Source organism: Kribbella sp. NPDC000426 (assembly GCF_040300265.1).
Classification (GTDB): Bacteria; Actinomycetota; Actinomycetes; order Propionibacteriales; family Kribbellaceae; genus Kribbella.
Genome location: NZ_JBEPDK010000009.1, coordinates 95,295 through 119,249 on the forward strand (window position 1 = coordinate 95,295; position 23,955 = coordinate 119,249).

Sequence of the window (23,955 nt, forward strand, 5' to 3'; positions counted from 1 at the left end):
GCGACGAGGGAGGCACTGGCATTACCTGGAACGACAGGATCTCCCGCGCCCACACTGCGTGACCTTCACTGGAGCCATGCGAGCGACTTACATGTACGGAGCCGGCGACGTCCGCGTGATCGACGTACCGGATCCGGTGATCCAGCAACCAACAGATGCCGTCGTGCGGGTGGTCGGGTCCTGCATCTGCGGCAGCGACCTGCACCCGTACCACAACCTGCCCGTCACGCCGGGCGGCAAGACCATGGGCCACGAGTTCGTCGGCGTGGTCGAGGACCTCGGCCGCGACGTCACTACCCTGCGGAAAGGCGACTTCGTCATCGCGCCGTTCGCCTGGTCGGACGGAACCTGCGACTTCTGCCGCGAGGACCTACAGACCTCCTGTCGCCACGGCGGTTTCTGGAACGCGAACGGCGTCGCCGGCGGTCAGGCCGAGGCCGTCCGCGTGCCGCTGGCAGACGGCACGCTGGTGAAGGTGCCTGGCGGCGAGGACCCTGCCTTGCTTCCCTCCTTGCTGACGTTGTCCGACGTGTACGGGACCGGGTACCACGCCGCGCTCAAGGGCGGCGTCTCGTCGAAGACCACGGTGACCGTGATCGGTGACGGCGCGGTCGGTCTGCTCGCGGTTCTGGCCGCGAAGCAGTTCGGTGCCGAGCGCATCGTTCTGATGGGCCGGCACAAGGACCGCACCGATCTCGGTGTCGAGTTCGGCGCGACCGACGTGGTGGCCGAACGCGGCGACGAAGGCATCGCTCAGGTCCGCGACCTGACCGGCGGCGACGGCACCCACGTGGTGCTCGAAGCGGTCGGCCACCGGCCGGCGTACGACCAGGCCCTCGGTGTGGTCCGCCCGGGCGGGGTCATCAGCCGCGTCGGCGTCCCGCAGTACAACGAGGCGCCGATCGGGTTCGGCACGCTGTTCCTGCCGAACATCACGCTGACCGGCGGCCCGGCCCCGGCCCGCGCGTACATCGAGCGGCTGCTGCCCGGCGTCCTCGACGGAACCGTTGCCCCCGGCAAGGTATTCGACCGGACCGTCGGCTTCGACGGTGTCGCGGACGGCTACCGCGCGATGGACGACCGCGAGGCGCTCAAGGTCCTGATCCAGCCTTAAGGCTGTACGACGACCCGTCGGCCGCGCGAACTCGTCTGCTGCCAGGCCGACTCGATCTCGCTCAACGGGACACGACCGATCGCGAAGGTGAGATCGCCGGCACGGGTCCACTCGACGACCTGCTGATACGCCTCGCCCATCGACTCCGGACTCAGGTTGCGCCCGGCGCCGTAGAGCTCCACCCCGGAGGTCCGCAGCGCTTCAGCAGGTACGACGAGGTCGGCGCCGGCGACTTCGCCGACCTGGACGATACGGGTCGGCGTACCGAACGCGAACGAGTCGGGTGTGAGCGCACGCAGCAGGATCTCGGTCGGGCGGCCCCAGAGGAAGTCGACGACCACGTCGTACGCGCCGGCATCGGAGTACGCCTGCTGCAGCTCGTCGTCGGAGACAGCTGTGTTGATGACAGCGTCCGCGTCGAGCTCGGCGAGCTGCGTGTCGTCGCGGCCGGTCGCGACGACATGGCCGGCGCCGAGCAGCCGCGCGACCTGGATCGCCAACCGCCCAGCGACACCCGTCGCGCCTTGCACCAGGACCGTCTCCCCCGCCTGCAGCCCGGCCGCAGTCTTCATCGTCAGCGCGGTGATCGCCGACGCCAGCACGGTCGCGACAGCCGGATCGATCCCCTCGGGGATCGGCGCGTACGCCCCCTGCGGTACGACGGTCCGCTCCGCGAGCGCGCCGTACGGCGAGCGCACGTTGCCGAAACCGACCACCGTCCCGTCCGGCAACCGCCCGATCCCGTCGAACACCGGAATCATCGGCAGCTCGGACAAGTACTTCCCGCTCGCGTAATGCTTGCCGGCGGCAACCGCCTTGTCGACGTTCTCGACCGCGGCCGCGAGCACCTCGATCAGCACCTCACCCGCGGCCGGCACCGGGTCCGGGAACTCCTCGTACCGCGGGACGCCGCCCACCTCGTGCAGCACAGCAGCCTTCATGACACACCCCTCTCTCTAACACCGTTAGAGTCACTCTAACACTGTTAGAATCGATTCCGTGAGCCTCGACCGGACCAAGATCGTCGACGAGGCGGTCGCGCTGCTCGACGCCGAAGGACTCGACGGGGTCACCCTGCGGAAGCTGGCCGCCCGCCTGGGCGTGCAGGCGCCGACGCTGTACTGGCACCTGCCCAACAAGGCCGCGCTGGTGACGGCGATCGCGGAGGCGATCGTGCCCGACCCCACCCCGCCGGCTCCGGACCAGCCGTGGCAGGAGTGGCTCACCGACTTCGCCCTTCAGTTGCGCGCGGCCCTGCTCGCCCATCCGGACGGCGCCCGGGTCGTGTCGATGGCGCAACTCTCCCGGCAGACGGCCGCCTGGTCCGAGCTCGCGATGAGCACGCTGGCCGACCGCGGCATCCCGCTCCGCGACGCTCGCATCATCGTGCTGACCGTCGAGCGCTTCACGGTCGGTCACGCCCTGGAGGAGCAGTCGCCCCGGCCCGACACCGCCGATTTCGACCTCGAGCAGTACCGGGCGGCGTACCCGGTGTCGATGCACGCGATCACGGAGTACTTCACGCCCGGCCGGACCGTGGACGACCTGTTCCGCGACTGCCTCGAAGTGGTCGTTGCGGGAGCCTCGGTGATCGCCCGGCAGTGATAGTCCGGTCACTGTTGGTGAGATCGCTGGGCAAATGTGTAAATTCCGTAACGGGAAGCGTGCCGGAGGTCCTCCACCTGACGTAATCTGCCCAACCATGCACAGAGGCGAACGGCGGGCCAAGCGGCCCAACGTCGTGATGTCGGTGTTCGTGTTCCTGCTGGTCAGTGTTCTCGCCGGAGCACTGTTCGCCGGACTGGCCCTCCCCTTCGCCGGTCTGGTCGGCGTGACGACGGCCACCGCCCACGACACCGTGCAGTACCTGCCCCAGGACCTGAAGACCGCTCCGCTGGCCGAGAAGACGATCATCCAGGACGCGGACGGCAAGACGATCGCGACGCTGTACCAGCAGAACCGCACGCCGGTGACGCTGAAGCAGATCAGCCCGGTCATGCTCAAGGCGATCGTCGCGATCGAGGACGACCGGTTCTACGAGCACGGCGCGATCGATGCCAAGGGCACGCTGCGCGCCATGCTGCGCAACCAGTCGTCGGGCGGGGTCCAGCAGGGCGGTTCGAGCATCACGCAGCAGTTCGTGAAGCTGAACCTGATCAACAAGGCCCGCACGCCGGAGGAGGTCAAGGAGGCCACCGCCGAGACGTACGAGCGCAAGATCGCCGAACTGCGCTACGCCATCGCGGTCGAGAAGGAGATGACCAAGAGCCAGATCCTCAACGGCTATCTGAACCTGGCCTTCTTCGGCGACCGCTCGTACGGCGTCGAGGCCGCCGCCATGCACTACTTCGGCGTCCACGCCGCCAAGCTCAATCTGCCGCAGGCCGCGATGCTGGCCGGGCTGGTGAAGAACCCGACCGGGTACGACCCGATCGACAGCCCGACCCGGGCCAAGGCGCGCCGCGACGTCGTCCTGCGCCGGATGCAGGAGCTGAACATCATCACCGCCAAGGAGGCGGCCGCCGCGATCAAGACGCCGGTGATCGACCCCGCGAAGGTCCGGATCGCGCCGAGCGGATGCGCGAACTCGAAGTACCCGTTCTTCTGCGAGTACGTCGTGGCGAAACTGAAGGAGAACGCGGCCTTCGGCAAGACGGACGCGGAGAAGGAGAACTACATCGAGACCGCCGGTCTGGTGGTCAAGACCTCGCTCGACCAGCGGATCCAGGCGGCCGCGCAGACCTCGATCAACGCGCACTCCAAGGCCGGCGACCAGGCCGTCGCGGCGATCACGATGGTCGAGCCCGGCACCGGCCTGGTGAAGGCGATGGCGCAGAGTCGCCAGTACGGCGGCAAGAAGGGGCAGACGGCGTACAACTACAACGTCGAGAAGTCCTACCCCGGTGGCTTCGGCGGGTTCCAGAACGGGTCGACGATGAAGGCCTTCACGATCGCGGCCGCGATCGCCAAGGGCGTGCCGACGACGTACCGGATCAACTCACCGCAGACGATCAGCCTCGGCGGCAAGGAGTTCAGCACCTGCAACGGGCCGATCTCGGTCGATTCGTACAACCCGAAGAACTCGACGAAGACGATCGCCGACCCGTCGATGGTCGACGCGGCCCGCGCCTCCACCAACACCTACTTCCTGCAGCTGTCGCAGCAGATCGGTCTGTGCCCGATCGCCACGATCGCCAGCAAGCTCGGGATGTACGACGCGCAGTCGTTGAAGCCGCTCGTCCAGGTGCCGTCGTTCACCCTCGGTTCGGTCGGCACCATCACGCCGCTGATGCTGTCGAACGCCTACGCGACCTTCGCGGCCCGCGGGATGTACTGCAACCCGCAGATCGTCACCTCGATCACGATCATCAAGACGCAGAAGCCGATTCCGACGCCCGGGCCGAACTGCCACCGGGTGCTGTCGCCCGGGGTCGCGGACGGCGTCAACTACGTTCTGCACCAGGTCATGCAGAGTGGTGGCACAGGCGCGAAGCTGAACTTCGGCAAGAACGACCTGGGCGGCAAGACCGGTACGATCCAGGGCAACATCGCCGTCTGGTTCGCCGGCTATTCCACCAAGCTCGCCGCGGCGTCGGTGGTGGCCGACGCCGATCCGAAGTACACCGACCTGGCCGGACTGACGCTCAACGGCAAGGAGATCGGGGACGCATCCGGTTCCGGGACCGCCGGGCCGGTCTGGGAGACGGCGATGCAGGGCGCCCTGCAGGGCATCCCGACCACCAAGTTCACCAAGCCGAGCGACCTCATCATCCGCGGCAACGTGAAGGACCTGCCGTACCTCAAGGGCATGACACCGGCGGAAGCCGGCGCCAAGCTGCTGTCGATGGGCTTCAAGGTCGTGATGTCCCACGGCGACCGCGTCGACTCCGACGCCCCGGCCGGCACTGTCGCCTGGACCACCCCCCGCCAGGAGGACGGCGCCCCCGCCGGCTCGATCGTCACCCTGATCATCTCCAACGGCAGCAAGGCCCAGCCGACAACGCCACCAACCATCCCGCCGGTGCCGCCGACAATCAAACCCCCACCCGGTCTCCCCACCTGCATGCCCTGGGACCCCAAATGCCACCCCCGCCGCGGCGGCTGACCGCGATCACTAGGCTTAGGGGCAACACCTAAGTACTTGTGAAAGGACTCCCCCGTGAGTGTGGATGAGTTGGCTGGTCAGGTTGAGCGTGCGCGGCAGGACTACGAAGCGCTGGTGGCCAAGGGGCTCAAGCTTGATCTGACGCGGGGGAAGCCGTCGCCGAAGCAGCTGGATGCGGCCAATGGTGTGCTGGGGCTGAGTGGTGAGCCGGTGGCCGCGGACGGGACCGACCTGCGGAACTACGGTGGTCTGCAGGGGCTGCCGGAGGTGCGGGCGATCTTTGCCGAGGACCTGCAGGTGCCGGTCGAGCAGCTGCTGGCCGCGGGGAACTCGAGCCTCGAGCTGATGCACGACGCGGTCGTGTTCGCGCTCCTCGGGAAGGTGCCGGGGGCCGAGCAGCGCTGGGCGGACGTCGAAGGTCTCGCGTTCCTGTGCCCGGTGCCGGGGTACGACCGGCACTTCGGGATCTGCGAGCGGTACGGGATCAAGATGATCCCGGTGCCGATGACGCCCGAGGGTCCGGACATGGACGTCGTCGAGCGGCTCGTCGCGGCGGACGCCGCGATCAAGGGCATCTGGTGCGTGCCGAAGTACAGCAACCCGGACGGCACCGTGTACTCCGACGAGACGGTCCGGCGGCTGGCCGCGATGGAGACCGCCGCGCCCGACTTCCGGATCTTCTGGGACAACGCGTACGCCGTACACCACCTGACCGACTCCCCCGCGAAGCTCGCCGACGTGCTGGCGCTGTGCGCGGAGAACGGGCACCCGGACCGGGCGTTCGTGTTCGGGTCGAGCTCGAAGATCACGTTCGCCGGGGCCGGTGTCGCGTTCTTCGGGTCGTCGCCGGCGAACATCGAGTGGTGGCTGAGCCACACGGTCAAGCGGAGCATCGGACCGGACAAGATCAACCAGCTCCGGCACGTGCAGTTCCTGCGCGACGCCGACGGGCTGCGGGAGCACATGCGGACGCTGGCCGACCTGATCCGGCCGAAGTTCGACGCGGTCGACAAGATCCTCACCGCCGAGCTCGGCGGCACCGGGCTCGCGTCGTGGACCGCCCCTGCCGGCGGCTACTTCATCAGCCTGGAGGTCCCGGAGGGCTGCGCGAAGGAGGTCGTCGCGAAGGCGAAGGCCGCGGGCATCGCGATCACGCCGGCCGGCGCCACCCACCCGTACGGCGACGACCCGACGGACCAGGTCATCCGGATCGCCCCGACGTACCCCGAGCTCCCCGAGGTCGAGGCTGCCATCACCGGCCTCGCCACCTGCGTCCGCCTGGTCGCCGGCGAGAAGCTCCTGGCCGATCAGGCCTAAGCCTGAGGCGGTAGCTCGAAGATCAAGCAGGTCGACGTTGCGTGGGCGAGGAGTTTGCCGCGTTCGTCGTACAGGTGAGACTCTGCCACCGCCGTACGGCGACCGCGGCTGATGATCGCGCCCTCGCAACGCAGTACTCCGGAGTCGACCGTGACCGGCTTGATGAAGCGGGTCATCAGGTCGAGCGAGGTGTAGCCGACGCCGGCCGGCAGCGTCGAGTGGACGGTGCAGCCGGCGGCGGTGTCGAGCAGGGTGGCGATGACGCCGCCGTGCACCGAGCCGAGCGGGTTGTAGTGGAACTCGGCCGCCGGCATCGACACGGTGACCTTGCCCTCCTCGGCCTCGAAGCCGGTCGCCCCGACCAGCTGCAGGATCGGCGGCGCCGGGATCAGCCCGTCCCGCATCGCCCGCAACATCTCCAGCCCGGACGACGTACCGACCCGTACCGCGGTCTCCGCCGGATCCGTCCACGTGAAGGTCCGGCTCCGGACGGACGCTGACTGCGCCCCGTCCGCCGGCGCCTGCTGAGTCTCCGTCATAGATCGAGCCTCACACCACCGGCCTGAGTCTGTCAACGAGACCTAGAGCTCACTACGATGGCCGGATGAGTGGCTTGACGACCTACAACGCGCTGGACTGGTCGGTGGCGAACTGCCCGATCGGCCGCACCATGGAGATCCTCGGCGAACGCTGGACGGTCATCGTGCTGCGCGAGGTGTTCAACGGCATCCGCCGGTTCGACGATCTGCGAGTGCGCACCGACATCCCCCGCCAGGTGCTGTCGAACCGGCTCGCCAAGCTCGTCGAGCACGGCATCCTCCGGCGTACGCCGTACCGCGAGCCGGGCGCACGTCAGCGATACGAGTACCGCCTCACCGAGCAAGGGCTCGACCTGTACCCGATCCTGATCGCGATCCGCGACTGGGGCGACAAGTACCTGGCCGGTCCCGAGGGTTCGCCGCTCAGGATCGAACATCGCGACTGCGGAGCGCCCGTACACACCGAACTGTACTGCGAGTCCGGTCACCAGGTGACGACTCCGCGCGACGCCGTACCGCGACCCGGTCCGGGAGCGCGGCGGCGGGCAAACGTATAAAACAAAGGGTTTCGGTGGCCCCGGATGTTTCTCCCCGCGCCCGGGTGGTTAGGCTGCCCTCCGGGGAGGACGGAAAGTGCGGCAGTTCAATACACCACCGGAGTGGCCTGATCCACCGACGCCGGATTGGCGTCCGCCGCGGCGGTGGCAACCGCCGAGGTCGTGGCCGAAGGCGCCGGATCGCTGGGTGTTCTGGGTCGACGAGTACGGCCGGGCCGTTCGCGGACCGATCGGCAGGTACGGCGGCCCACGCAGGCTGACGACGCTGGCGATCATCGCGGTGCCTGCTGCGTTGATGGCGCTGGTGCTGCTGAACCCGTTCAGCAGCGGTGATTCCACAGATACCGCGCCGGTCTTCCTGCCGACGACGCCCGCGACAGCACCGGCAGTTCCGGCCGAGCGGAGCGAGACGCCGGACCGGGGCGAACGGACGCCTACCTCGGTGCCGGCGCAGATCTCGTTCAGCACCCCGGCCGCACCACCGACGACCACACCAACGGCGACGAGCGTCAGTTCGCGATCAGAGTCGCCGGCCACCGTGACGCCAAAGGCAACAACGCCGGCTCCCAGCGTGACGGCGGCTCCGGCGAGCGTGGCGTACAAGAACTGTGCGGAAGTCCGCGCTGCGGGTAAGGCACCCCTCCACCGCGGCGATCCCGGTTATTCCCCCGCGCTCGACCGCAACGGCGACGGTGTGGCTTGTGACCGCGGTAATTCCTGACGGATCCCGTCGTTCCACAGCTCCTGCGTCTGGCTGATCCAGAAGGCCGCGAACAGCACGATCAGCGTGCCCTCGATCCACAGCACCGCGTGGTCCCAGCCGAAGAGCTTCTTCCACCCGACCATCAGCAGCGGCGCGACCACCATCGCGATCGCGATCACCGAGTACCTGTTGGCCGGTGAATGCGGTACGGCGTGTTTGCGCTGCTTGCGCCGGAACTGCTCAGCGTTCAGCAGCACCACCGCGACGATGCAGACGAACATCACGATCGCCGCCGCGTAGTGCGCGTTCCCGATGAAGCCGGACCGGTCGGCGAAGAACCACACCAGCCCGCCGCCGAAGATCAGCACGCAGACGCCCAGGCCGACGAGGTACATCGGCGTCCAGCGACCCGGGTGCTCGATCCGGTCCCGGACGATGAAGACCGCGGTCAGGATCAGGCACGGTACGCCGACGAGGAACAACGCGAGCATGTTGTTCGCGACGTTCGCGGCCGCGTCGCCGAGGGCCACCGGCACCGAGTGACAGGTGCCCTGCCCCGGCGTCGGCACCAGCGCGACCGCGGGCGCCAGGATGCCGGCCACGTTGAGCAGGATGTCCTCCGGCTCGGTGTTGCCCTTGAGCACCACCATGCAGACGCCGATCGTGATCAGCGCGCCGACGAAGATCGCCCGTACCGGCGTGTAGTAGTACGCGCTGATCGAGGTCTGCAGGCAATGCGGATCGGTCTTGGACCACACGCAGTATGCGCGGTTCACGGCCTGGCGACGAGGGGTTGGAACGCGGTTCGGATCGTGGCGGCGGTCGGCTTCACGTCTTGCTCTGTGTCGGGCGAGCCGATGCCGTTGTACGTCGTGTACGAGATCGTCACCGGGCAGACAGACCCGCTGATCTGCACGTTGCCGGTCCGGATCAGGCGGCCGGTGCGCAGTTCGTACACGCGGACCGGGACCTGGATCTTGTAGAACGTCACCCAGGTGTCGGACCCACTCGAGCCGATGAAGGGCGTGTACCGGCAGGTGCGCACGGCCGATCCTTGCGTCTCCTCCCCCGCGCAGACGATCAGGGCCGCGTTGTCGGCCGTGGTCCCCTTCCACTGCGACGGCAGCTTGCTCGTGTACTCGCTCGCACCGGAGAACACCGCCCGGTTGACGCCGACGCGAAGCCGCGGTGCGGGGCTGTACTTCGCGGGCGCCTCGCAGTATCCGCCGGATGAAACAAGGTTGCGCACGCGCTGGAGCTCCGCACGGATCTTCGCCTGCAGGATCTGGTAGTTGGCGTTCTGTACGCCGGCGCGCGCCCGGACCGCCTGTTTCGCGTGCGGGTAGCGGGTCACCAGCAGTTGGTACGTGCTCCGCGCGTGCGCCCAGTCGGCTTTGGCTGCCTGCGCGTCGGCGCAGCCGAGGAGCGCGTTCGGCTCGAGCTTCGGGACGAGCGCGTTCGGCCGGTCGAGGACATTGCCGACCGGCTTGCGGGTCCGCAACCAGGCGGTCACCTCGAGACTCGCACACGAGTCCTTCAGCGGAAACCTGGCCACGAACTGGTCGACGGCGCGGCCCACGGTCTGCTGCTGGTTCGGGTCCGCGGCGACGGCCGACAGTTGGTCAAAGCCGGTCTTCATCCTGGGTACGTCGACCAACGCCGTGGCGCTTTTCAACGTGGCGTCGGCGGCCTCGATCCGATCGCAGGCCGCGACATCACCCTCGACGCGGACGGTCCGCGGCGCGTCGCCGATCCGATGCCCGAGGTTGTACTTCGCCTCGGCCGCCCGTACGCCGCCGCAGTCGCCGGCCGAGCGCGCAGCGACCGCCTGCTTGTCGATCCGCTGCGCGTCGTACCGTCCGACGGCGACACCGCCGAGCAGGACGAGGGCGGCGCCCAGAGCGACCAGCCGCTTGGTACGACTGGCCGCCCGCAGGCGCTGGCTACGGGCCAGGAGCCAGCCGTGGACGATCTGGAGCACGCCCCACCCGAGCACGGCGAACTCGTAGCCGGTCTTCCGTTGAGTGCACAGCAGGACGACGAGGATCGCCGTACCGACGAGACCCAGGACGCCGAAGAGCCAGCGACGGATCAGGAAGTAGCCGAGCCCCAGGAACGAAGCGTTGCCTAGGGCAACGGCTAGCGGGTCGTGCGGGCCGAGCTGCTTCGGCGGCGATCCCGGGTACGGCGTACCCTGCGGGGGCGGAAACTGCTGGTAGCTCATATGCATCGCTCTCGGTCACGGGACGTCACTCCCACTGTGACCGGGCGCGTGGGGCGCCGTACCCCGATGGCCGGTTCCTGACATTCAGAGCCGGATCGACTTCTTGTTCATGAACTCCTCGATGCCGGCCGGGCCGAGTTCGCGGCCGAGGCCGGAGCGTTTGATCCCGCCGAACGGAAGGTCGGCCTGGGAGCCGCCGGCGCGGTTGAGGTAGACCATGCCGGCGTCGATCCGGTCGGCCACGCGACGGTTGCGGACCGGGTCGGTGCCCCAGACCGAGGCGCCGAGACCGAACGGGGTGTCGTTCGCCAGCCGGACCGCGTCGTCCTCGTCGGCGGCCCTGAAGACGATCACGACCGGGCCGAAGATCTCCTCGTAGTAGGCGTCCATCTCTCGCGTGACGTCGGTGAGGACGGTCGCCTCGAGATACGCGCCGGGCGTGATGCGGCGACCGCCGGCGCGGAGGGTCGCGCCTTGCTCGATCGCCTTCGAGACCTGGGCGGCGACCTCGTCGGCGGCCGCGGTCGAGGCGAGTGGCGGGAGCTTGGTCGACGGGTCGGACGGGTCGCCCGGCACGTAGTACTCCGCGACGCGTTTTGTCAGGCGGTCGACGTACTCGTCGTAGATCCCGGCGAGGACGATCATCCGCTTCGGCGCGTTGCACGACTGGCCGCAGTTGCGCATCCGGGCGGTCGCGGTGGCATTGACGGTCTCGTCCATGTCGTCGGTGTCGAGGATGACGAGTGGGTCGGAGCCGCCGAGCTCGAGCACGGTCTTCTTGAGGTTCTTGCCGGCCTCGGCCGCGACCGAGATGCCCGCCTGCTCGCTCCCGGTCAGCGAGACGCCCGCGATCCGCGGGTCGGCGAGGATCGCGGGGATCTGCCGGCTGGACGCGAACGTGTTCACGTAGACGTCGTCCGGTACGCCGGCCGCGTGCAGGATCTCCTCGATCGCGCGGGCCGACCGCGGGCAGATCGAGGCGTGCTTGAGCAGGATCGTGTTGCCCAGCACGAGGTTCGGCGCGACGAAGCGGGCCACCTGGTAGCACGGGAAGTTCCACGGCATGATCCCGAGCAGCGCGCCGATCGGGCCCTTGGTGATGACGGCGTTCCCGCCCTTGATGTCGATCGGCTCGTCGGCGAGCAACGCCGGCCCGTGCTCCGCGTAGTACCGGAAGATGTCGACCACGATGCCGACCTCGCCGCGGCCCTCGTTGATCCGCTTCCCCATCTCCAGCGTCATGATGTCCGCCAGCTCGTCGGCCCGCTGCTCGAACAGGTCCGCGGCCCGCGCCACGATCGCGGCCCGGTCGTGCACGGATCGACGTCGCCAGTCCGGGTATGCGTCGTACACCCGCCCGATCGCGCCCCGCACCTCCTCCTCGGTCGAGTTGGCCACTTCCTCCACCAGCTGCCCACTTGCCGGGTCGGTGACTGAGTACATCGCTTCCTCCATCCAGAGCCGGGACACCGCTCACATCGCCACCATACTGTATACAGTGATCCGACCTGTTGTGGTCAGGCGTCTCGCCAGGCATGCTCATGACTTACTCGATGTTCCGCCCCTTCGTCGATCGGATGCCCGCCCGTGTCTGAGCAACGGAAAGTTCGTCGTGTTCTTCGGCTGGTTGCGGTGCTGGCTGCTGTGTCGGTGCCGTCGATGGCGCTCGCCGTACCGAGCACTCCTCCTGATCCCGTGAACGCCTGGCAGTACCCGCACTGGCCGCAGCAGCAGCCGTGGCAGGAGTCGGGGCAGGACCAGCGGGTCGCGAAGACCGTCTCCAAGGGTCTGCCGGGTCCGATCGACCCACAGAACTGGGAGAACCCGGACCACATGACGTGGGACGACTACACGAAACCGCCGGGGACGAACTGGGCCGACCCGAACGTCAAAGGTTCGGTCCGCACCTTCAAAGGCGCGCTGGTGCTGCTCGACTATCCCAACCAGGACTTCGTCATCACCAAGCCGAAGGGCTCGACCGTCTTCGGCAATCCGAGCGCCGCGGCGAACGGCCTACCGCGGGATCAGGTCGCGTCGTTCTACCACGACTTCCTCAACAAGCCCGAGCCGCTGAACCACGGGCACACGCTGCACGAGTACTGGATGGAGGACTCCGGCGGCCGGTACGGCGTCGACCTCACCGCGTTCGGCCCGTACCGGATGCCGGGTAAGTCGCACGAGTACGGCATGGAGTTCCAGAGCCCGGCGGAGTGTCCGGCCGGCGACAACTGCGACCGCGACATCCGCACCGACGGCAAGGCCGCCTGGGTCGCCGACCAGGGCCCCGAAGTACCGGCCGGCTACGACTTCGTGTTCTTCCTCAGCGCCGGGCAGGACGAATCATCCACCTGGCAGGAGTTCGGGATGATGAAGTTCCCGACCAAGGAGGACGTCACCGACGACTTCGGCCCGCCGGACCCGGCACTGCCGAACTGGTCCGACACCCGGTACGTCGACTGGACGTCGTGGGCCGCCGGCTCGTCGATCTGGCCGAACGCGGGCGGCGGCTCGTCCACGCAGGCCGAGAGCTCGGGGATGGCGGTGTTCGCACACGAGTTCAGCCACATCCTCGGCATCGGCGACAACTACAACAACCCGTACGGCGTCCCCGCCAGACGCGCCTATACCGGCATCTGGGAGATGCTGTCCCGGGGCAGCTTCAACGGCCCGGGCGGTCCGCACAGCCGGTGGATGATCCCGGCGACCGGCGGCGCGTCGATGGGCGCGCAACACATGCTCCGCAACAAGATCAAGCTGCAGATGGTCGACGAGCAGAACGTGCTCAGGCTCTCCCGCGAAGCCCTCGCGTCGTCAGGCGTCGTGATCGCGAACGTCACCGCGCGCAGCGTGAACCCGGGACCGAAGGACCTGTCCGGGGTCAACATCGAGCTCGGCGGCGCCGGTGATCTCGACGCGCCGTGCGACGCGGCAACGGATCCGATGTGCGACGGCCGCGGATACCAGAACTACACGGTCGAGGTGGTCGACCGGATGGGCACGGACTCGTTCACGCCCGATTCCGGCGTACTGCTGGCGAAGACGAAGAACCAGGACCGGGCGCCGTTCGAGTGGGTCGTCGACGCGAACCCGCAGGACATCAACATGACCGACTACGTCCTGCCCGACGGCACGAAGGTCCCGATCACGATCGGCGACTACCGCCAGCTGTCGGACGCGCTCTTCCACGCCGGCACGAATTCGGGCAGCGAGTACGAGTACACCGACACCGCGAACCGCCTGCACTTCTACATCACCAACGTCCACCGCGACCGCAAGGGCGTGCTGTCGTACACGGTCGCGATCCGCTCGCTCGACGGCTCGGGCGCGCAGAAGCGCGGCGTCCGCGTCCTGCCCACGGTGGCGAAGCCGGACCGCACCGGCGTACAGACCTGCAACTTCAGCCTCACGAACACCGGCAAGTCCGGTACGACGTCCGGCCCGGAGGACATCACGCAGTACCTGAAGGGCGACGTCTACCGCCTGTCCGCGAAGTCCAACGGCTGGCCGATCGCGCTACCCAGCGCCCTCGCAACCGCCAACGCCGGCCAGCGGGTCCAGGTCCCCGTCTACACCAAGCCCGGCACCGGCCCGATCGGCAAGATCACCCTCACCGCCACCTCCGAAAGCGACCCCACCAAAACCTCAACCGCCACCTGCATCGCCATCAAGCATTGACCGCAACGCGCCGGGCGTCCACCCCAACCGAACGCCCGGCGCCGCGTGCAGATACTCGACCACGCGCCCAATGTCCCACCCATGCGCCTCAACCAGGCCGGTGGCTATCCACCGCAGGTACGACGCAGTCGGCGCGGACGGCTCGAGGTCGGCGACGGTCCCATGCGTGACCGTGAACATCGGTACGCCGTCCCGCTCGCCCAAGCGGGCCACGGTCTCGTAGCGGCCCGGGCCCATCGTGTGCAGTGAATCGACCATGGGCAGCAGACCGGCGAGGTCAACGGCAAACTCGCCGCCGGGCTCGCGGCGCATCTCTTGCGCGGCGACGTCACCGAGCTGATCCGGCGTCAGCAGGTAGGCGCGCCCGGCGACGATCCCGTCAGCGCCCGCGTCGTAGAAGGCCGAGCCTCCACCCCACACCTTCGACGTACCAGAGAACACGAGCCCGCCGGGCACCTCGACACCAGCAATCGCCTCGGGGTCACTGTGGTCGCGGCAGCCCGGATAGTCCCGCGCCCCGCCGGCCGGCCGCCCGCCGGCGAGGTAACACCGAAAGCGCCCAAGAGCGAGATTGGAACCGTAGGCGACGTACCAGACTCGCTCCATCGAACCCCTCAGACCGGCAACGGCCGCTCCACCAGTGCCTGCTCGGCCTCCGCGAGCACGATGCGGCAGGCATCACGATACCGACGGTCCGCCTCCTCCGGGGTGTCCCCGACGGCCGTCAGCCCGAGCCGGCCGAGCTCGGTCAGGCAACTGATCATGTGGAACACCACGCCGACCTGCCGCGACTGGTCGAAGTGCAGACCGTGCCGCGCGACGATGTCGAACACGTCTGACGGCAGCAGTCCCTTGAGTACGTCGGCCTCGAAGTGGTCTGTCGCGACCAGGTGTTTCTCCTGGCCGAGCGGGGTCATGAACATCGCGGTCGAAGCGTCGTACCTCCCGTCGGTCAGGAACTGCAGGGTGAGGAAGGGATGCGTGGTCCCGCCCTTGCGCAGGTTCAGTTCGATCGCGTACGGCGTCCAGCCGCCGGCCGAGTTGACCACGACGAAGTCAACCGCGAACCGTCCGAGCGCGCCGAGCTCCTTCAACCGCCGGCCGATCGTCTCGGCGTGCACCGTGATCATCCGCGCGTACTCCCGCGCGGCTGGGAACACGCAGCCCAGGTAGCTCTGCCCGCTCGCGCCGCCCAGCAGCTGGTCGTGCGTGGACAACAGCTCGACCTCGCCACCGGGCAGCACCCGGAGCTGGACGCTCGGGCTGCGAAGCTCGTCGCCGACGACCCGTTCCTCGACGATCCCGCCGTTCTCCGCGAACTTGGCGATGTACACATCGAACGAGGTCGTCTGCGATTCCAGCTCCATCTCCCGCAACCGCTGCAGAACCTCGTCCCGCTCCCCCGCCGTACCGGGCGCCGGAAGTCCCTTCAGCCGGACCACGGCGTTACCCTCGCCGGACACACCTTCGTTCAGTTTCACGATCGCGCTGTCCATCACCGGCCGCTCGAGCCGCATCGCGAGCACCGCGTCGGTGAGCTCGTCCAGGCTGTGCAGGTCCTCCGCGCCGAGTGGATGCGGTACACCGAGCTCCGCGAAGAGCTGCCGGCACCCGGACTTCGAGCCCAGTGGCGCCAGCCGCGGATCCGCGCCGTACATCGGGATGCCGAGACTGATCGCGATATCGCGTTCGAGCTCGGTCGTGTTGTACGGAACGAGGTGTGAACGCAGCGGGTTCGGGATCCGGGCGGCGATCCGCTCGAGCAGCCGCGGCCGGGCGAGCAGCTTCTCGCTCAGCGAGACCGGTGACGCGTCGTTGACCGAGATCAGCGACAACCGGGCGCGGGCGTGGCTCGGGATCACGCCGGGCAGCAGCGCCAGGTAGTACTCGACGATCTCGGGCGCGATCGGCATCGAGGTCACGTACACCATCCGCAGCCGCGGTTCGCGGAGCAGGATCAGCAGGAACAGGAAGCGTTCCTCGTAGGCCTGCATCGTCGTCCCGGTGCCCGTGGTCTCGGTCCGGTCCAGCGTGATCGACGGGACGATGACGACCGACTCGTCCTCGTAGTTCATCTTGATCGCATCCCACACCGCGACCAGCCGGCTCTGGACCCGATCGAAATGCTCGTACCGCTCGGCCTCGTTCAACGCCGACAGTCCCACCGCGCTCACCTGCCCGTCGCCGGTCATGATGCGATCCTCGAGTTGTCCAGACCGCGGATGCTGTACGCGTGTACGGTCCGGGTGAAGCCGCGGACGTCGCGGAGCCCGGCGTCGTCGCCGACGATCGCGTCACCTGCCGCGCTGAAGACCCGCTCCGTCACGAGGATCTGCCACGGCTCGGCGTCGGAGCACAACCGGGCCGCCAGGTTGGTCACGCTCCCGATCGCCGCGTAGTCGAGCCGCCCGTCGAACCCGATCGTGCCGAGCGTCGCGTAGCCCTGGGCGACACCGATGCCCAGGCCCAGGTCGTGCCCACGCCGGCCCCACGCCTCGGCGAGCTTACGCACCCGGGTCCGCATCGCCACGCACATCCGCAACGCCCGCAACGGCCCGTCCTCGCACCGCACCGGATCGTTGAAGAACACCATCAACCCGTCACCCGCGAACCGCTCGAGGGTGCCCTCGAAGCGGAAGATCAGGTCGCCGAGCGCGCGGTGGTAGTCGTCCAGCACGCCCATCACCTCCTCCGGCTCGCTCGCCTCGGCGAACGAGGTGAACCCACGCAGATCGCAGAAAACCACGACGATCTCCCGGCGATGGCTGGCCAGGAACGACTCGTCACCCGAGTCCACGATCAGCTCGGCGAGTTGCGGGCTGAGGAAGCGCCGCAGCCGGCCCATCCGCTCCAGCTGCGACACCTGCGTCTCGACCCGCGACTCCAGTTCGTGGTTCCACGCGGCCAGTTCGCCGGCCTGCCGCTTGATCGTGTCCTGGTACTGCTTGATCCGGGCCAGCGACGCCACCCGCGCCAGCAACTCGTTCTGGTTGACCGGCTTGGTCAGGAAGTCGTCGGCGCCGGCCTCGAGTGCCTTCACCTTCTGCTCGTCCCCGCTCGCGGTCACCATCACCACCGGCAGGTATGCCGTGTCGGCCTGCTCGCGGATCTTGCGGCAGACCGTGTACCCGTCCATGCCGGGCATCAGGATGTCGAGCAGCACCAGGTCGACGTCCCGGGTCTTGATCAGGTCCAGCGCCTGCTCACCCGAGGACGCGGTCAGGACGTCGTACCCGCGGGGTCCGAGGACGGCCTCGAGCAGCCGGACGTTCACCGCTTGGTCGTCGACGACGAGCACGTGGGTCATGTCGCGCCTCCGAGCCGGAGGAAGTCCCTGATCTGCTGGGGCAATCGGCGTACGCTGATCGGCTTCTCGACGTACCCGGTGAAGCCGGAGTCGAACGCGTTCCGCCGGTCGGCGTCCATCGCGAACGCGGTCACCGCCACCACGGGTACGGCGTGGTTGTCTTCCTCGGCGCGGATCCGGCGCAGCGCCTCGGCGCCGTCGATGCCGGGAAGCTGCAGGTCCATCAGGATCAGGTCGGGATGCTCGGAGGCCGCGAGCCGGACACCGTCCTCCCCCGAGGTCGCCTCGATCACGTCGTAGCCGGAGAACCGCAGCACATCGCGGACCAGCTTCAGATTCTTCGGGTTGTCCTCCACCACCAGGATCCGCCCTGGGTTCATCGATCTTCCCCCTCGTCGAGTGCTCCCACCGCCCGCAACGCCCGCAGCAACGCCTCGCGGCTGACCGGTTTGACCAGGTACTCCGCCGCACCGAGCGCCGCCCCGCGGGACCGCTCGTCGACGATCGACACGATGACCACCGGGATGTTCCGGGTCGCCTCCTCGGCCTTGAGTGCCTGCAGCACGGCCCAGCCGTCGATCCCGGGCAGCCGGATGTCCAGGAGTACGGCGGCCGGCCGGACCCGCCGTACGGCGTCGAGGCCGGACTGGCCGTCACCTGCGATCGTGACCTTCAACGCCCGCCCGGACAGGTACGCCGTGATCAGGTCGAGCGAGGGCCGGTCGTCCTCGATCACCACCACATCGCCGAGTCTCCGGGCCGGATCGGGCCGGTTCTCGTTGTCCCTGGTGCGCAAGGAGAATCCGAACGTGCTGCCGACGCCGACCTCGCTGTCCAGCCAGATCCGCCCGCCGAGCAGCTCGACGATCCGCCGGCACAGGGTGAGCCCCAGCCCGGTGCCCTCTTCCTGCGACGGCCCGCGGCCGCCCTGCTGGAACGATTCGAAGATGCGCTCGCGGTCCTCGGGCGGCACCCCGCGGCCGGTGTCGGTCACTTCGATGTGGACCTCGGTCCCGGATCGCGTCGCGCGGACCAGCACGGTGCCGCCGTCGCCGGTGAACTTGACGGCATTCGTCATCAGGTTCAGCACCACCTGCTTGAGCCGAAGCTCGTCTGCGTACACCGCGTCGATCCCCCCAGCGACCTCGACACGGAGGTCGATGCCGTGGGCAAAGGCTCGCTCGCGCAGCATCGACGCGGTGTGGTCGAGCAGTTCGCGCAGGGAGAACGTCGAGTACTCCAGCTCCATCCGTCCGGCCTCGACCTTGGACAGGTCGAGGATCTCGTTCAGCAACTCGAGCAGGTGCCGGCCGGAGCTGTGGATGTCGCGCAGGTACTCCTCCTGCCGCTCGTTGAGCTCACCGAACATCCGCTCCAGCAGCACCTCGGAGAATCCGAGGACGGCGTTCAGAGGCGTCCGCAATTCGTGCGACATGCTGGCCAGGAACTCGGACTTGTGCCGGCTGGCGACTTCCAGCTCCGCACTACGTTGCGACAACTCCCGGTACAGCTGGGCGTTGAGCAGCGCCAGCGTCGACTGGTCGGCGAACATCTCCAGCAGGCCCAGCGTCTCGGTGGAGAACTCGCCCGGTCGCTTCCGCCGGACGACGAGCGACCCGACGATCTGCCCGCCCTGCAGCAGCGGTACGGCGACCAGCGAGCGCCAGCCTGCCTCGTACAAGACGGACAGATGCGGATCGAGCTCGACCTTGCCGAGGTCCGGCACCGCGATCGGGCGCCCGAACTTGGCGGCCCGGCCGACCAGCGTCTCGTCGAGGTTGATCCGGATGCTTCGCAACCGCTCGACCACCTCCGGGTCGGTGCGGTACACGCTGCGGACCAGGAAGCGGCGCTCGTCCTCGTCGTACTCCATGATCGAGCCGCCGTCGGTCGCCGAGATCCGGACCGCGTGCTTCGCGATCGTCGACAGCACCCTGGAGACGTCGAGACTGGAGTTCACCGCCTCGCCGACCTCGCGCAACGCCTCCAACTCACCCACCTTGCGCGCCAGCTCAGTACCCCGCGCCTCGAGCTGCTGCACCAACTTGACGCTGTTCACCGCCATCGCAGCCTGCCCGGCGAACGCCGTCACCAGATCCTGCTCAGCCTGGCCGAACGGCTCCACCTCGTTCCGCCAAACCGCCAGGGCACCGACCACTTCGTCGTCGACGAGCATCGGCGCACCCATCGTCGTCCGGAACCCCGCGACCCGCTGCAGGTCCAGCCGGCCGTAGTCCGGGTCGGCGAGAACGTCCGCAATCTGCTGGGTGGTGCGATCCAGACCAACCCGCCCGACCATCGTGCCCCGGTCCACCGGAATCGGATGCTCCGTGAGATGACGGATGGCTTGGTCGGACATCCCGATTGCTTTGATCAGCCGGTAGTAGCCGCCTTCGAGCAGGTAGAGCTGGGCAGCCTGGGAGTTGCAGAGGCGGCGGGCGCTTTCGACGATGGTGGTCAGGACGGTGTCCGGGTCGCCGGCTGAGCGGCCGACGGCGGAGAGGACCTCGTTCGCGGCCGCGAACTGCGTGGTCAACGACGTCAGTTCGCTCTGGAGCCGGTCCAGTTCGGATGCCGTGCCCCCGACAAGCGCCCGTCCCCCCATCGCAGCCTCCCACCCCGGGTCCCCCAGGCCGCGCTCGTCCACAGTCTCTCGCCGTTCCCGGTGCGGAGCAATCAGGTTGCCGGCATCGAACCATCGCTGATCGTGCGCAACCGTGTGAAAGCCACCGGAACGCGACAGGAAAGTTCACCTTCCGTCAGTTAATCGTTCAGGCTAGGGTGCGGACGATGCAGTGCTGATGTTCGAGACTCCACCCGCCCCGACAGCCGCCCACCGCCCGTCAGGAGACTTGCATGGCAGACATCAATCGCCGGAGGTTCCTTCAGTTGGCCGGAGCTTCGGCCGCGTTCGCTGCTATGGCGGACAGTATCGAGCAGGCTGCCGCGATTCCGGCGCATCGTCGGTTCGGTACCGTGCAGGACGTCGAGCACATCGTCGTGCTGATGCAGGAGAACCGGTCGTTCGACCACTATTTCGGGACGCTCAACGGTGTGCGCGGGTTCGGTGACCCACGGCCGGTGACGCTGCCCAGCGGGCAGCCGGTGTGGCACCAGAAGAACGCGCTCGGCAAGGAGATCCTGCCGTTCCACCCGGACGCCGACGACCTGGGGATGCAGTTCATCCAGGACCTCGCGCACAGCTGGGGCGACGCGCACCAGGCCGTGAACGGCGGCAAGTACGACCAGTGGATCCCGGCGAAGACGTCCACCACGATGGCGTACCTGACCCGCGAGGACATCCCGTTCCACTACGCGCTCGCGGACAAGTTCACGCTGTGCGACGCGTACCACTGCTCGTTCATGGGCTCCACCGACCCGAACCGGTACTACATGTGGACCGGCTACACCGGGAACGACGGCACCGGCGGCGGCCCGGTCCTCGGCAACGACGAGGCCGGCTACGGCTGGACGACGTACCCCGAGCGGCTCGAGCAGGCCGGCGTCTCGTGGAAGATCTACCAGGACATCGGCGACGGCCTCGACGCCGCCGGCGGCTGGGGCTGGATCGACGACGCGTACCGCGGGAACTACGGCGACAACTCGCTGCTGTACTTCAACAACTACCGCAACGCCGCGGCCGGGAACCCCTTGTACGACAAGGCCCGCACCGGCACGAACGCGAAGGCCGGTGAGAGCCTGTTCGCGCGGCTCGCCGCCGACGTGAAGAACAACCAGCTGCCGAAGATCTCCTGGATCGCGGCGCCGGAGGCGTTCACCGAGCACCCGAACTGGCCGGCCAACTACGGCGCCTGGTACATCTCGCAGGTCCTCGACGCGCTCACCGCGAACCCCGAGGTGTGGAGCAAGACCGCGCTGTTCATCACCTACGACGAGAACGACGGTTTCTTCGACCACGTCGTACCGCCGTTCCCGCCGATGGACGCGAACCAGGGGCTGTCGACCGTCGATCCCGGACCGGACCTGTACACCGGTACGAAGGCCGCGCACGGCGCCTACGGCCTGGGCCAGCGAGTGCCGATGCTCGTCGTCTCACCCTGGAGCACCGGCGGGTACACGTGCTCGGAGACGTTCGACCACACGTCGATCATCCGGTTCATGGAGACCCGGTTCGGCGTCCACGAGCCGAACATCTCGCCGTGGCGCCGCGCGGTCTGCGGCGACCTGACGTCCGCGTTCGACTTCGGTACGACGGCCACGCGGCCGGCCACGCTGCCCGACACGACGGCGTATCAGCCGCCGGACAACAAGCGGCACCCGGACTACGTGCCGACGCCGCCCGCGGTCGGCGCGGTCCCGGCACAGGAGCGCGGCTGCCGCCGTACCCGGCCGTTGCCCTATGCACCGGTCGTCGACGGAGCGGTTGCCGACAGCAAGTACAAGCTGACCTTCAGCTCCGGGCCGGAGGCCGGCGCGCAGTTCCTGATCACCTCCGCGAACCGCACCGACGGCCCGTGGACGTACACGACCGAGGCCGGCAAGACCGTCGCCGACAGCTGGAACCCGATCTACTCCGGCGGCGTCACCGACCTCACCGTGCACGGCCCGAACGGCTTCCTCCGCACCTTCAAGGGCAAGCCCGCAACCGGCCTGGAGATCACCGCCCGCGAGAACGCCCGCACCGGCAACGTCGACCTCACCATCACCTCCGACGCCGCCCGCAAGGTCACCATCGCCAACGCCTACGACGGCAAGAAGAAGACGCTCGGCGTCGTCAAGGGCAAGACCACCTACACGGTCACCACCACGAGCCACTGGTACGACGTCTCGGTCACCACCGACGCCGACACGACCTACCTGCGCCGCTACGCCGGCCACGTCGAGACCGGCGCCCCCGGCCAGAGCGACCCCGCCATCAAGACTGCTTGACAGCAACGCCGAGGGCCCCGATCCAGCGGATCGGGGCCCTCGGCATCGGTAAAATTCCCTCCTCCTGCGATGCAACCGGATTCGCCCCGGCAGGCGTGTTTAACCCGGGATCGAGGATGGGAGAGCAGATGAGTGATCAGGACGCCGAGTTCGAGGCGTACTTCGCGGCACGTTCCGACGCCATGCGCGGCACGGCCTACCTGCTCTGCGGGGACTGGCATCGCGCGGAGGACCTGGTCCAGCAGACGTTCACGAAGATCTACCTGGCCTGGCGCCGCATCCAGCGGCACGGGGCGATGGACAGCTACACCAGGCAGACACTCGTCCGTACCTTCCTGTCCGAGCGCCGGCGCGGGTGGTTCCGGCACGAGTCGGTCGGCTCCGAGCCGGCCGACTGGGACCCGCCCGCGCCGTCGCACGGCCTCGCCGACGAACGGCTCGTGTTGCTCGAGGCACTCGTGAAGGTGCCGCCGAGACAACGCGCCGTGCTGGTCCTGCGGTACTGGGAGGACCAGTCGGTCGAGCAGACGGCCGCGCTGCTCGACTGCTCGGCCGGAACGGTCAAGAGCCAGGCCGCGCGCGGACTGGCGACGCTGCGGGGGTTGCTTGAACAGGAGAGAGTTCGATGAACGAAGAGGATCTGAACGAGGCATTCCACGACGTGATCGTGCGGAGCCGTCCGCCGGCGTCGATGGATCCCGCGCGTGCCCTCGAGCAGGCTCGCCGGGCGCGCAAGCGGCGCCGGGTGACCTGGGCCGGGGTTGCCGTCGCCGCCATGGTGGTCGTCGCCGCAGCCGGCCCGGTGCTGGTCGCGAACTACACCGGTAACCGCTCGGATGGTCCGATGGTGGCGGGCGACGCCGGCACGACGCAGGCGGTGCCGACCCCGTCTCAGGTGTCCACCACTCCGACGGCGTCCGGCACCGTGGCGCCGAAGCCGAAGACGCGGAAGTCCAACGACCCGTGGCCCGAGGGCCAGGTGGACCGTACGGCGACCGCCGGGCCGCGCGCCCAACGGGCCATCTCATTGATGGACGATCTGAGCTCGTCGGCACCGGCGGGATTCAGCACACCGAACCTGAAGTTCCCGGATGGCCGCTCGATGCGGTGGCCGCAGGCCCAGTACGCCTCCAACGACGGCGAGCCGGACTACTGGGAGTACATGGCCATGATCCCGGTGCAGAAGGGCGATCGGGTCGGGCAGTTGCTGGCCCTCTCGACCACCCCGGACGGGAAACCGGCGACCGACCCCTGCACGCTCGCGCGGAAGTTCTGGGGCGGGACCGGCACTTGCACCGTGATCGACGTCGGCGGCAAGAAGGTCGGCGTGGTGACGACCAAGGGGACCGGCAGCTTCGACCAGTGGGCCACCTACCGGTACGCCGACGGCACCGTCGTCACCGTCGCACAGGCCAAGAAGGTCGCCGACTCGGGACGATCGCCGCTGACGCAGCCGGTGTTCACCGGCCGCCAGCTGGCCGAGCTGGCGACGTCCGCGAAGTTCAAGATCAGCGCCTGAGCCGG

21 protein-coding genes are annotated in these 23,955 nt (G+C 68.4%); 10 read left to right on the forward strand and 11 right to left on the reverse strand.

Annotation, left to right across the window (positions count from 1 at the left end; all coding sequences use genetic code 11):
- Positions 1-76: 76 nt before the first annotated feature.
- On the forward strand, positions 77-1,114 hold the full coding sequence (locus ABT313_RS37495; protein ID WP_350864085.1) for a zinc-binding dehydrogenase: 1,038 nt from the start codon (positions 77-79) through the stop codon (positions 1,112-1,114).
- On the opposite strand, the gene ABT313_RS37500 is transcribed toward ABT313_RS37495, so the two are convergent.
- Positions 1,111-2,055, reverse strand: coding sequence for a quinone oxidoreductase family protein (locus ABT313_RS37500; protein WP_350864088.1), 945 nt, complete (start codon positions 2,053-2,055; stop codon positions 1,111-1,113). The genes ABT313_RS37495 and ABT313_RS37500 overlap by 4 nt on opposite strands.
- A gap of 58 nt (positions 2,056-2,113) precedes the next feature.
- Here ABT313_RS37500 and ABT313_RS37505 point away from each other — a divergent pair, with 58 nt between their 5' ends.
- From ABT313_RS37505 to ABT313_RS37515, 3 genes are all read left to right on the forward strand, one after another.
- The gene (locus ABT313_RS37505) at positions 2,114-2,719 is read left to right on the forward strand and encodes a TetR/AcrR family transcriptional regulator C-terminal domain-containing protein (protein WP_350864091.1); all 606 of its coding nucleotides are present in this window, start codon (positions 2,114-2,116) and stop codon (positions 2,717-2,719) included.
- Positions 2,720-2,816: 97 nt separating this feature from the next.
- Positions 2,817-5,219, forward strand: a complete 2,403-nt coding sequence (locus tag ABT313_RS37510) for a transglycosylase domain-containing protein (protein WP_350864094.1) — start codon at positions 2,817-2,819, stop codon at positions 5,217-5,219.
- 54 nt (positions 5,220-5,273) lie between these two features.
- On the forward strand, positions 5,274-6,536 hold the full coding sequence (locus ABT313_RS37515; protein WP_350864097.1) for an aspartate aminotransferase type Ic: 1,263 nt from the start codon (positions 5,274-5,276) through the stop codon (positions 6,534-6,536).
- Here the strand turns inward: ABT313_RS37515 and ABT313_RS37520 are convergent.
- Entirely contained in the window at positions 6,533-7,075 is a 543-nt protein-coding gene (locus ABT313_RS37520; RefSeq protein WP_350864100.1) for a PaaI family thioesterase, read from the reverse strand. The two genes, ABT313_RS37515 and ABT313_RS37520, sit on opposite strands and share 4 nt — an antisense overlap.
- Positions 7,076-7,140: 65 nt before the next feature.
- Here ABT313_RS37520 and ABT313_RS37525 point away from each other — a divergent pair, with 65 nt between their 5' ends.
- Positions 7,141-7,632: a winged helix-turn-helix transcriptional regulator gene (locus ABT313_RS37525; protein ID WP_350864103.1), complete on the forward strand. Its 492-nt coding sequence runs from the start codon at positions 7,141-7,143 to the stop codon at positions 7,630-7,632.
- Positions 7,633-7,680: 48 nt separating this feature from the next.
- Here ABT313_RS37525 and ABT313_RS37530 read toward each other — a convergent pair whose 3' ends face one another.
- The gene (locus tag ABT313_RS37530; RefSeq protein ID WP_350864985.1) at positions 7,681-8,235 is read right to left on the reverse strand and encodes a hypothetical protein; all 555 of its coding nucleotides are present in this window, start codon (positions 8,233-8,235) and stop codon (positions 7,681-7,683) included.
- On the opposite strand from ABT313_RS37530, the gene ABT313_RS37535 reads away from it, so the two are divergent.
- Positions 8,225-8,353, forward strand: coding sequence for an excalibur calcium-binding domain-containing protein (locus tag ABT313_RS37535; RefSeq protein WP_350864954.1), 129 nt, complete (start codon positions 8,225-8,227; stop codon positions 8,351-8,353). The two genes, ABT313_RS37530 and ABT313_RS37535, sit on opposite strands and share 11 nt — an antisense overlap.
- On the opposite strand, the gene ABT313_RS37540 is transcribed toward ABT313_RS37535, so the two are convergent.
- The 3 genes from ABT313_RS37540 to ABT313_RS37550 form a co-directional block, all read right to left on the reverse strand.
- Positions 8,293-9,093: a hypothetical protein gene (locus ABT313_RS37540; RefSeq protein ID WP_350864106.1), complete on the reverse strand. Its 801-nt coding sequence runs from the start codon at positions 9,091-9,093 to the stop codon at positions 8,293-8,295. The genes ABT313_RS37535 and ABT313_RS37540 overlap by 61 nt on opposite strands.
- Before the next feature lie 14 nt (positions 9,094-9,107).
- Complete coding sequence (locus tag ABT313_RS37545; RefSeq protein ID WP_350864109.1) at positions 9,108-10,559, reverse strand: tol-pal system YbgF family protein; 1,452 nt, start codon at positions 10,557-10,559, stop codon at positions 9,108-9,110.
- 84 nt (positions 10,560-10,643) lie between these two features.
- Positions 10,644-12,002, reverse strand: a complete 1,359-nt coding sequence (locus ABT313_RS37550) for an NAD-dependent succinate-semialdehyde dehydrogenase (RefSeq protein ID WP_350864111.1) — start codon at positions 12,000-12,002, stop codon at positions 10,644-10,646.
- A 189-nt stretch (positions 12,003-12,191) separates the two neighbouring features.
- On the opposite strand from ABT313_RS37550, the gene ABT313_RS37555 reads away from it, so the two are divergent.
- Positions 12,192-14,234, forward strand: a complete 2,043-nt coding sequence (locus ABT313_RS37555; protein WP_350864113.1) for a M6 family metalloprotease domain-containing protein — start codon at positions 12,192-12,194, stop codon at positions 14,232-14,234.
- Here the strand turns inward: ABT313_RS37555 and ABT313_RS37560 are convergent.
- Genes ABT313_RS37560 through ABT313_RS37580 form a run of 5 tightly spaced genes read right to left on the reverse strand, consistent with a single transcriptional unit; the run spans position 14,202 to position 20,146 of the window.
- Positions 14,202-14,840, reverse strand: a complete 639-nt coding sequence (locus tag ABT313_RS37560; RefSeq protein ID WP_350864115.1) for a histone deacetylase — start codon at positions 14,838-14,840, stop codon at positions 14,202-14,204. The two genes, ABT313_RS37555 and ABT313_RS37560, sit on opposite strands and share 33 nt — an antisense overlap.
- 8 nt (positions 14,841-14,848) lie before the next feature.
- Entirely contained in the window at positions 14,849-16,426 is a 1,578-nt protein-coding gene (locus ABT313_RS37565) for a peptide ligase PGM1-related protein (protein ID WP_350864117.1), read from the reverse strand.
- Entirely contained in the window at positions 16,423-17,541 is a 1,119-nt protein-coding gene (locus ABT313_RS37570) for a response regulator (protein WP_350864119.1), read from the reverse strand. The genes ABT313_RS37565 and ABT313_RS37570 overlap by 4 nt, the downstream gene beginning before the upstream one ends.
- Positions 17,538-17,921, reverse strand: a complete 384-nt coding sequence (locus ABT313_RS37575; protein ID WP_350864121.1) for a response regulator — start codon at positions 17,919-17,921, stop codon at positions 17,538-17,540. Before ABT313_RS37575 ends, ABT313_RS37570 begins: the two co-directional genes overlap by 4 nt.
- Complete coding sequence (locus tag ABT313_RS37580; RefSeq protein ID WP_350864123.1) at positions 17,918-20,146, reverse strand: GAF domain-containing protein; 2,229 nt, start codon at positions 20,144-20,146, stop codon at positions 17,918-17,920. The genes ABT313_RS37575 and ABT313_RS37580 overlap by 4 nt, the downstream gene beginning before the upstream one ends.
- A gap of 251 nt (positions 20,147-20,397) precedes the next feature.
- On the opposite strand from ABT313_RS37580, the gene ABT313_RS37585 reads away from it, so the two are divergent.
- The 3 genes from ABT313_RS37585 (at position 20,398) to ABT313_RS37595 (ending at position 23,950) form a co-directional block, all read left to right on the forward strand.
- Positions 20,398-22,431, forward strand: coding sequence for a phosphocholine-specific phospholipase C (locus ABT313_RS37585; protein WP_350864125.1), 2,034 nt, complete (start codon positions 20,398-20,400; stop codon positions 22,429-22,431).
- A gap of 128 nt (positions 22,432-22,559) precedes the next feature.
- Positions 22,560-23,060, forward strand: a complete 501-nt coding sequence (locus ABT313_RS37590) for a SigE family RNA polymerase sigma factor (RefSeq protein ID WP_350864127.1) — start codon at positions 22,560-22,562, stop codon at positions 23,058-23,060.
- Positions 23,057-23,950 carry a hypothetical protein gene (locus ABT313_RS37595; protein ID WP_350864129.1) on the forward strand — a complete coding sequence of 298 codons (894 nt, stop codon included), beginning with the start codon at positions 23,057-23,059 and terminating at the stop codon, positions 23,948-23,950. Before ABT313_RS37590 ends, ABT313_RS37595 begins: the two co-directional genes overlap by 4 nt.
- The last annotated feature ends 5 nt before the right edge of the window (positions 23,951-23,955 follow it).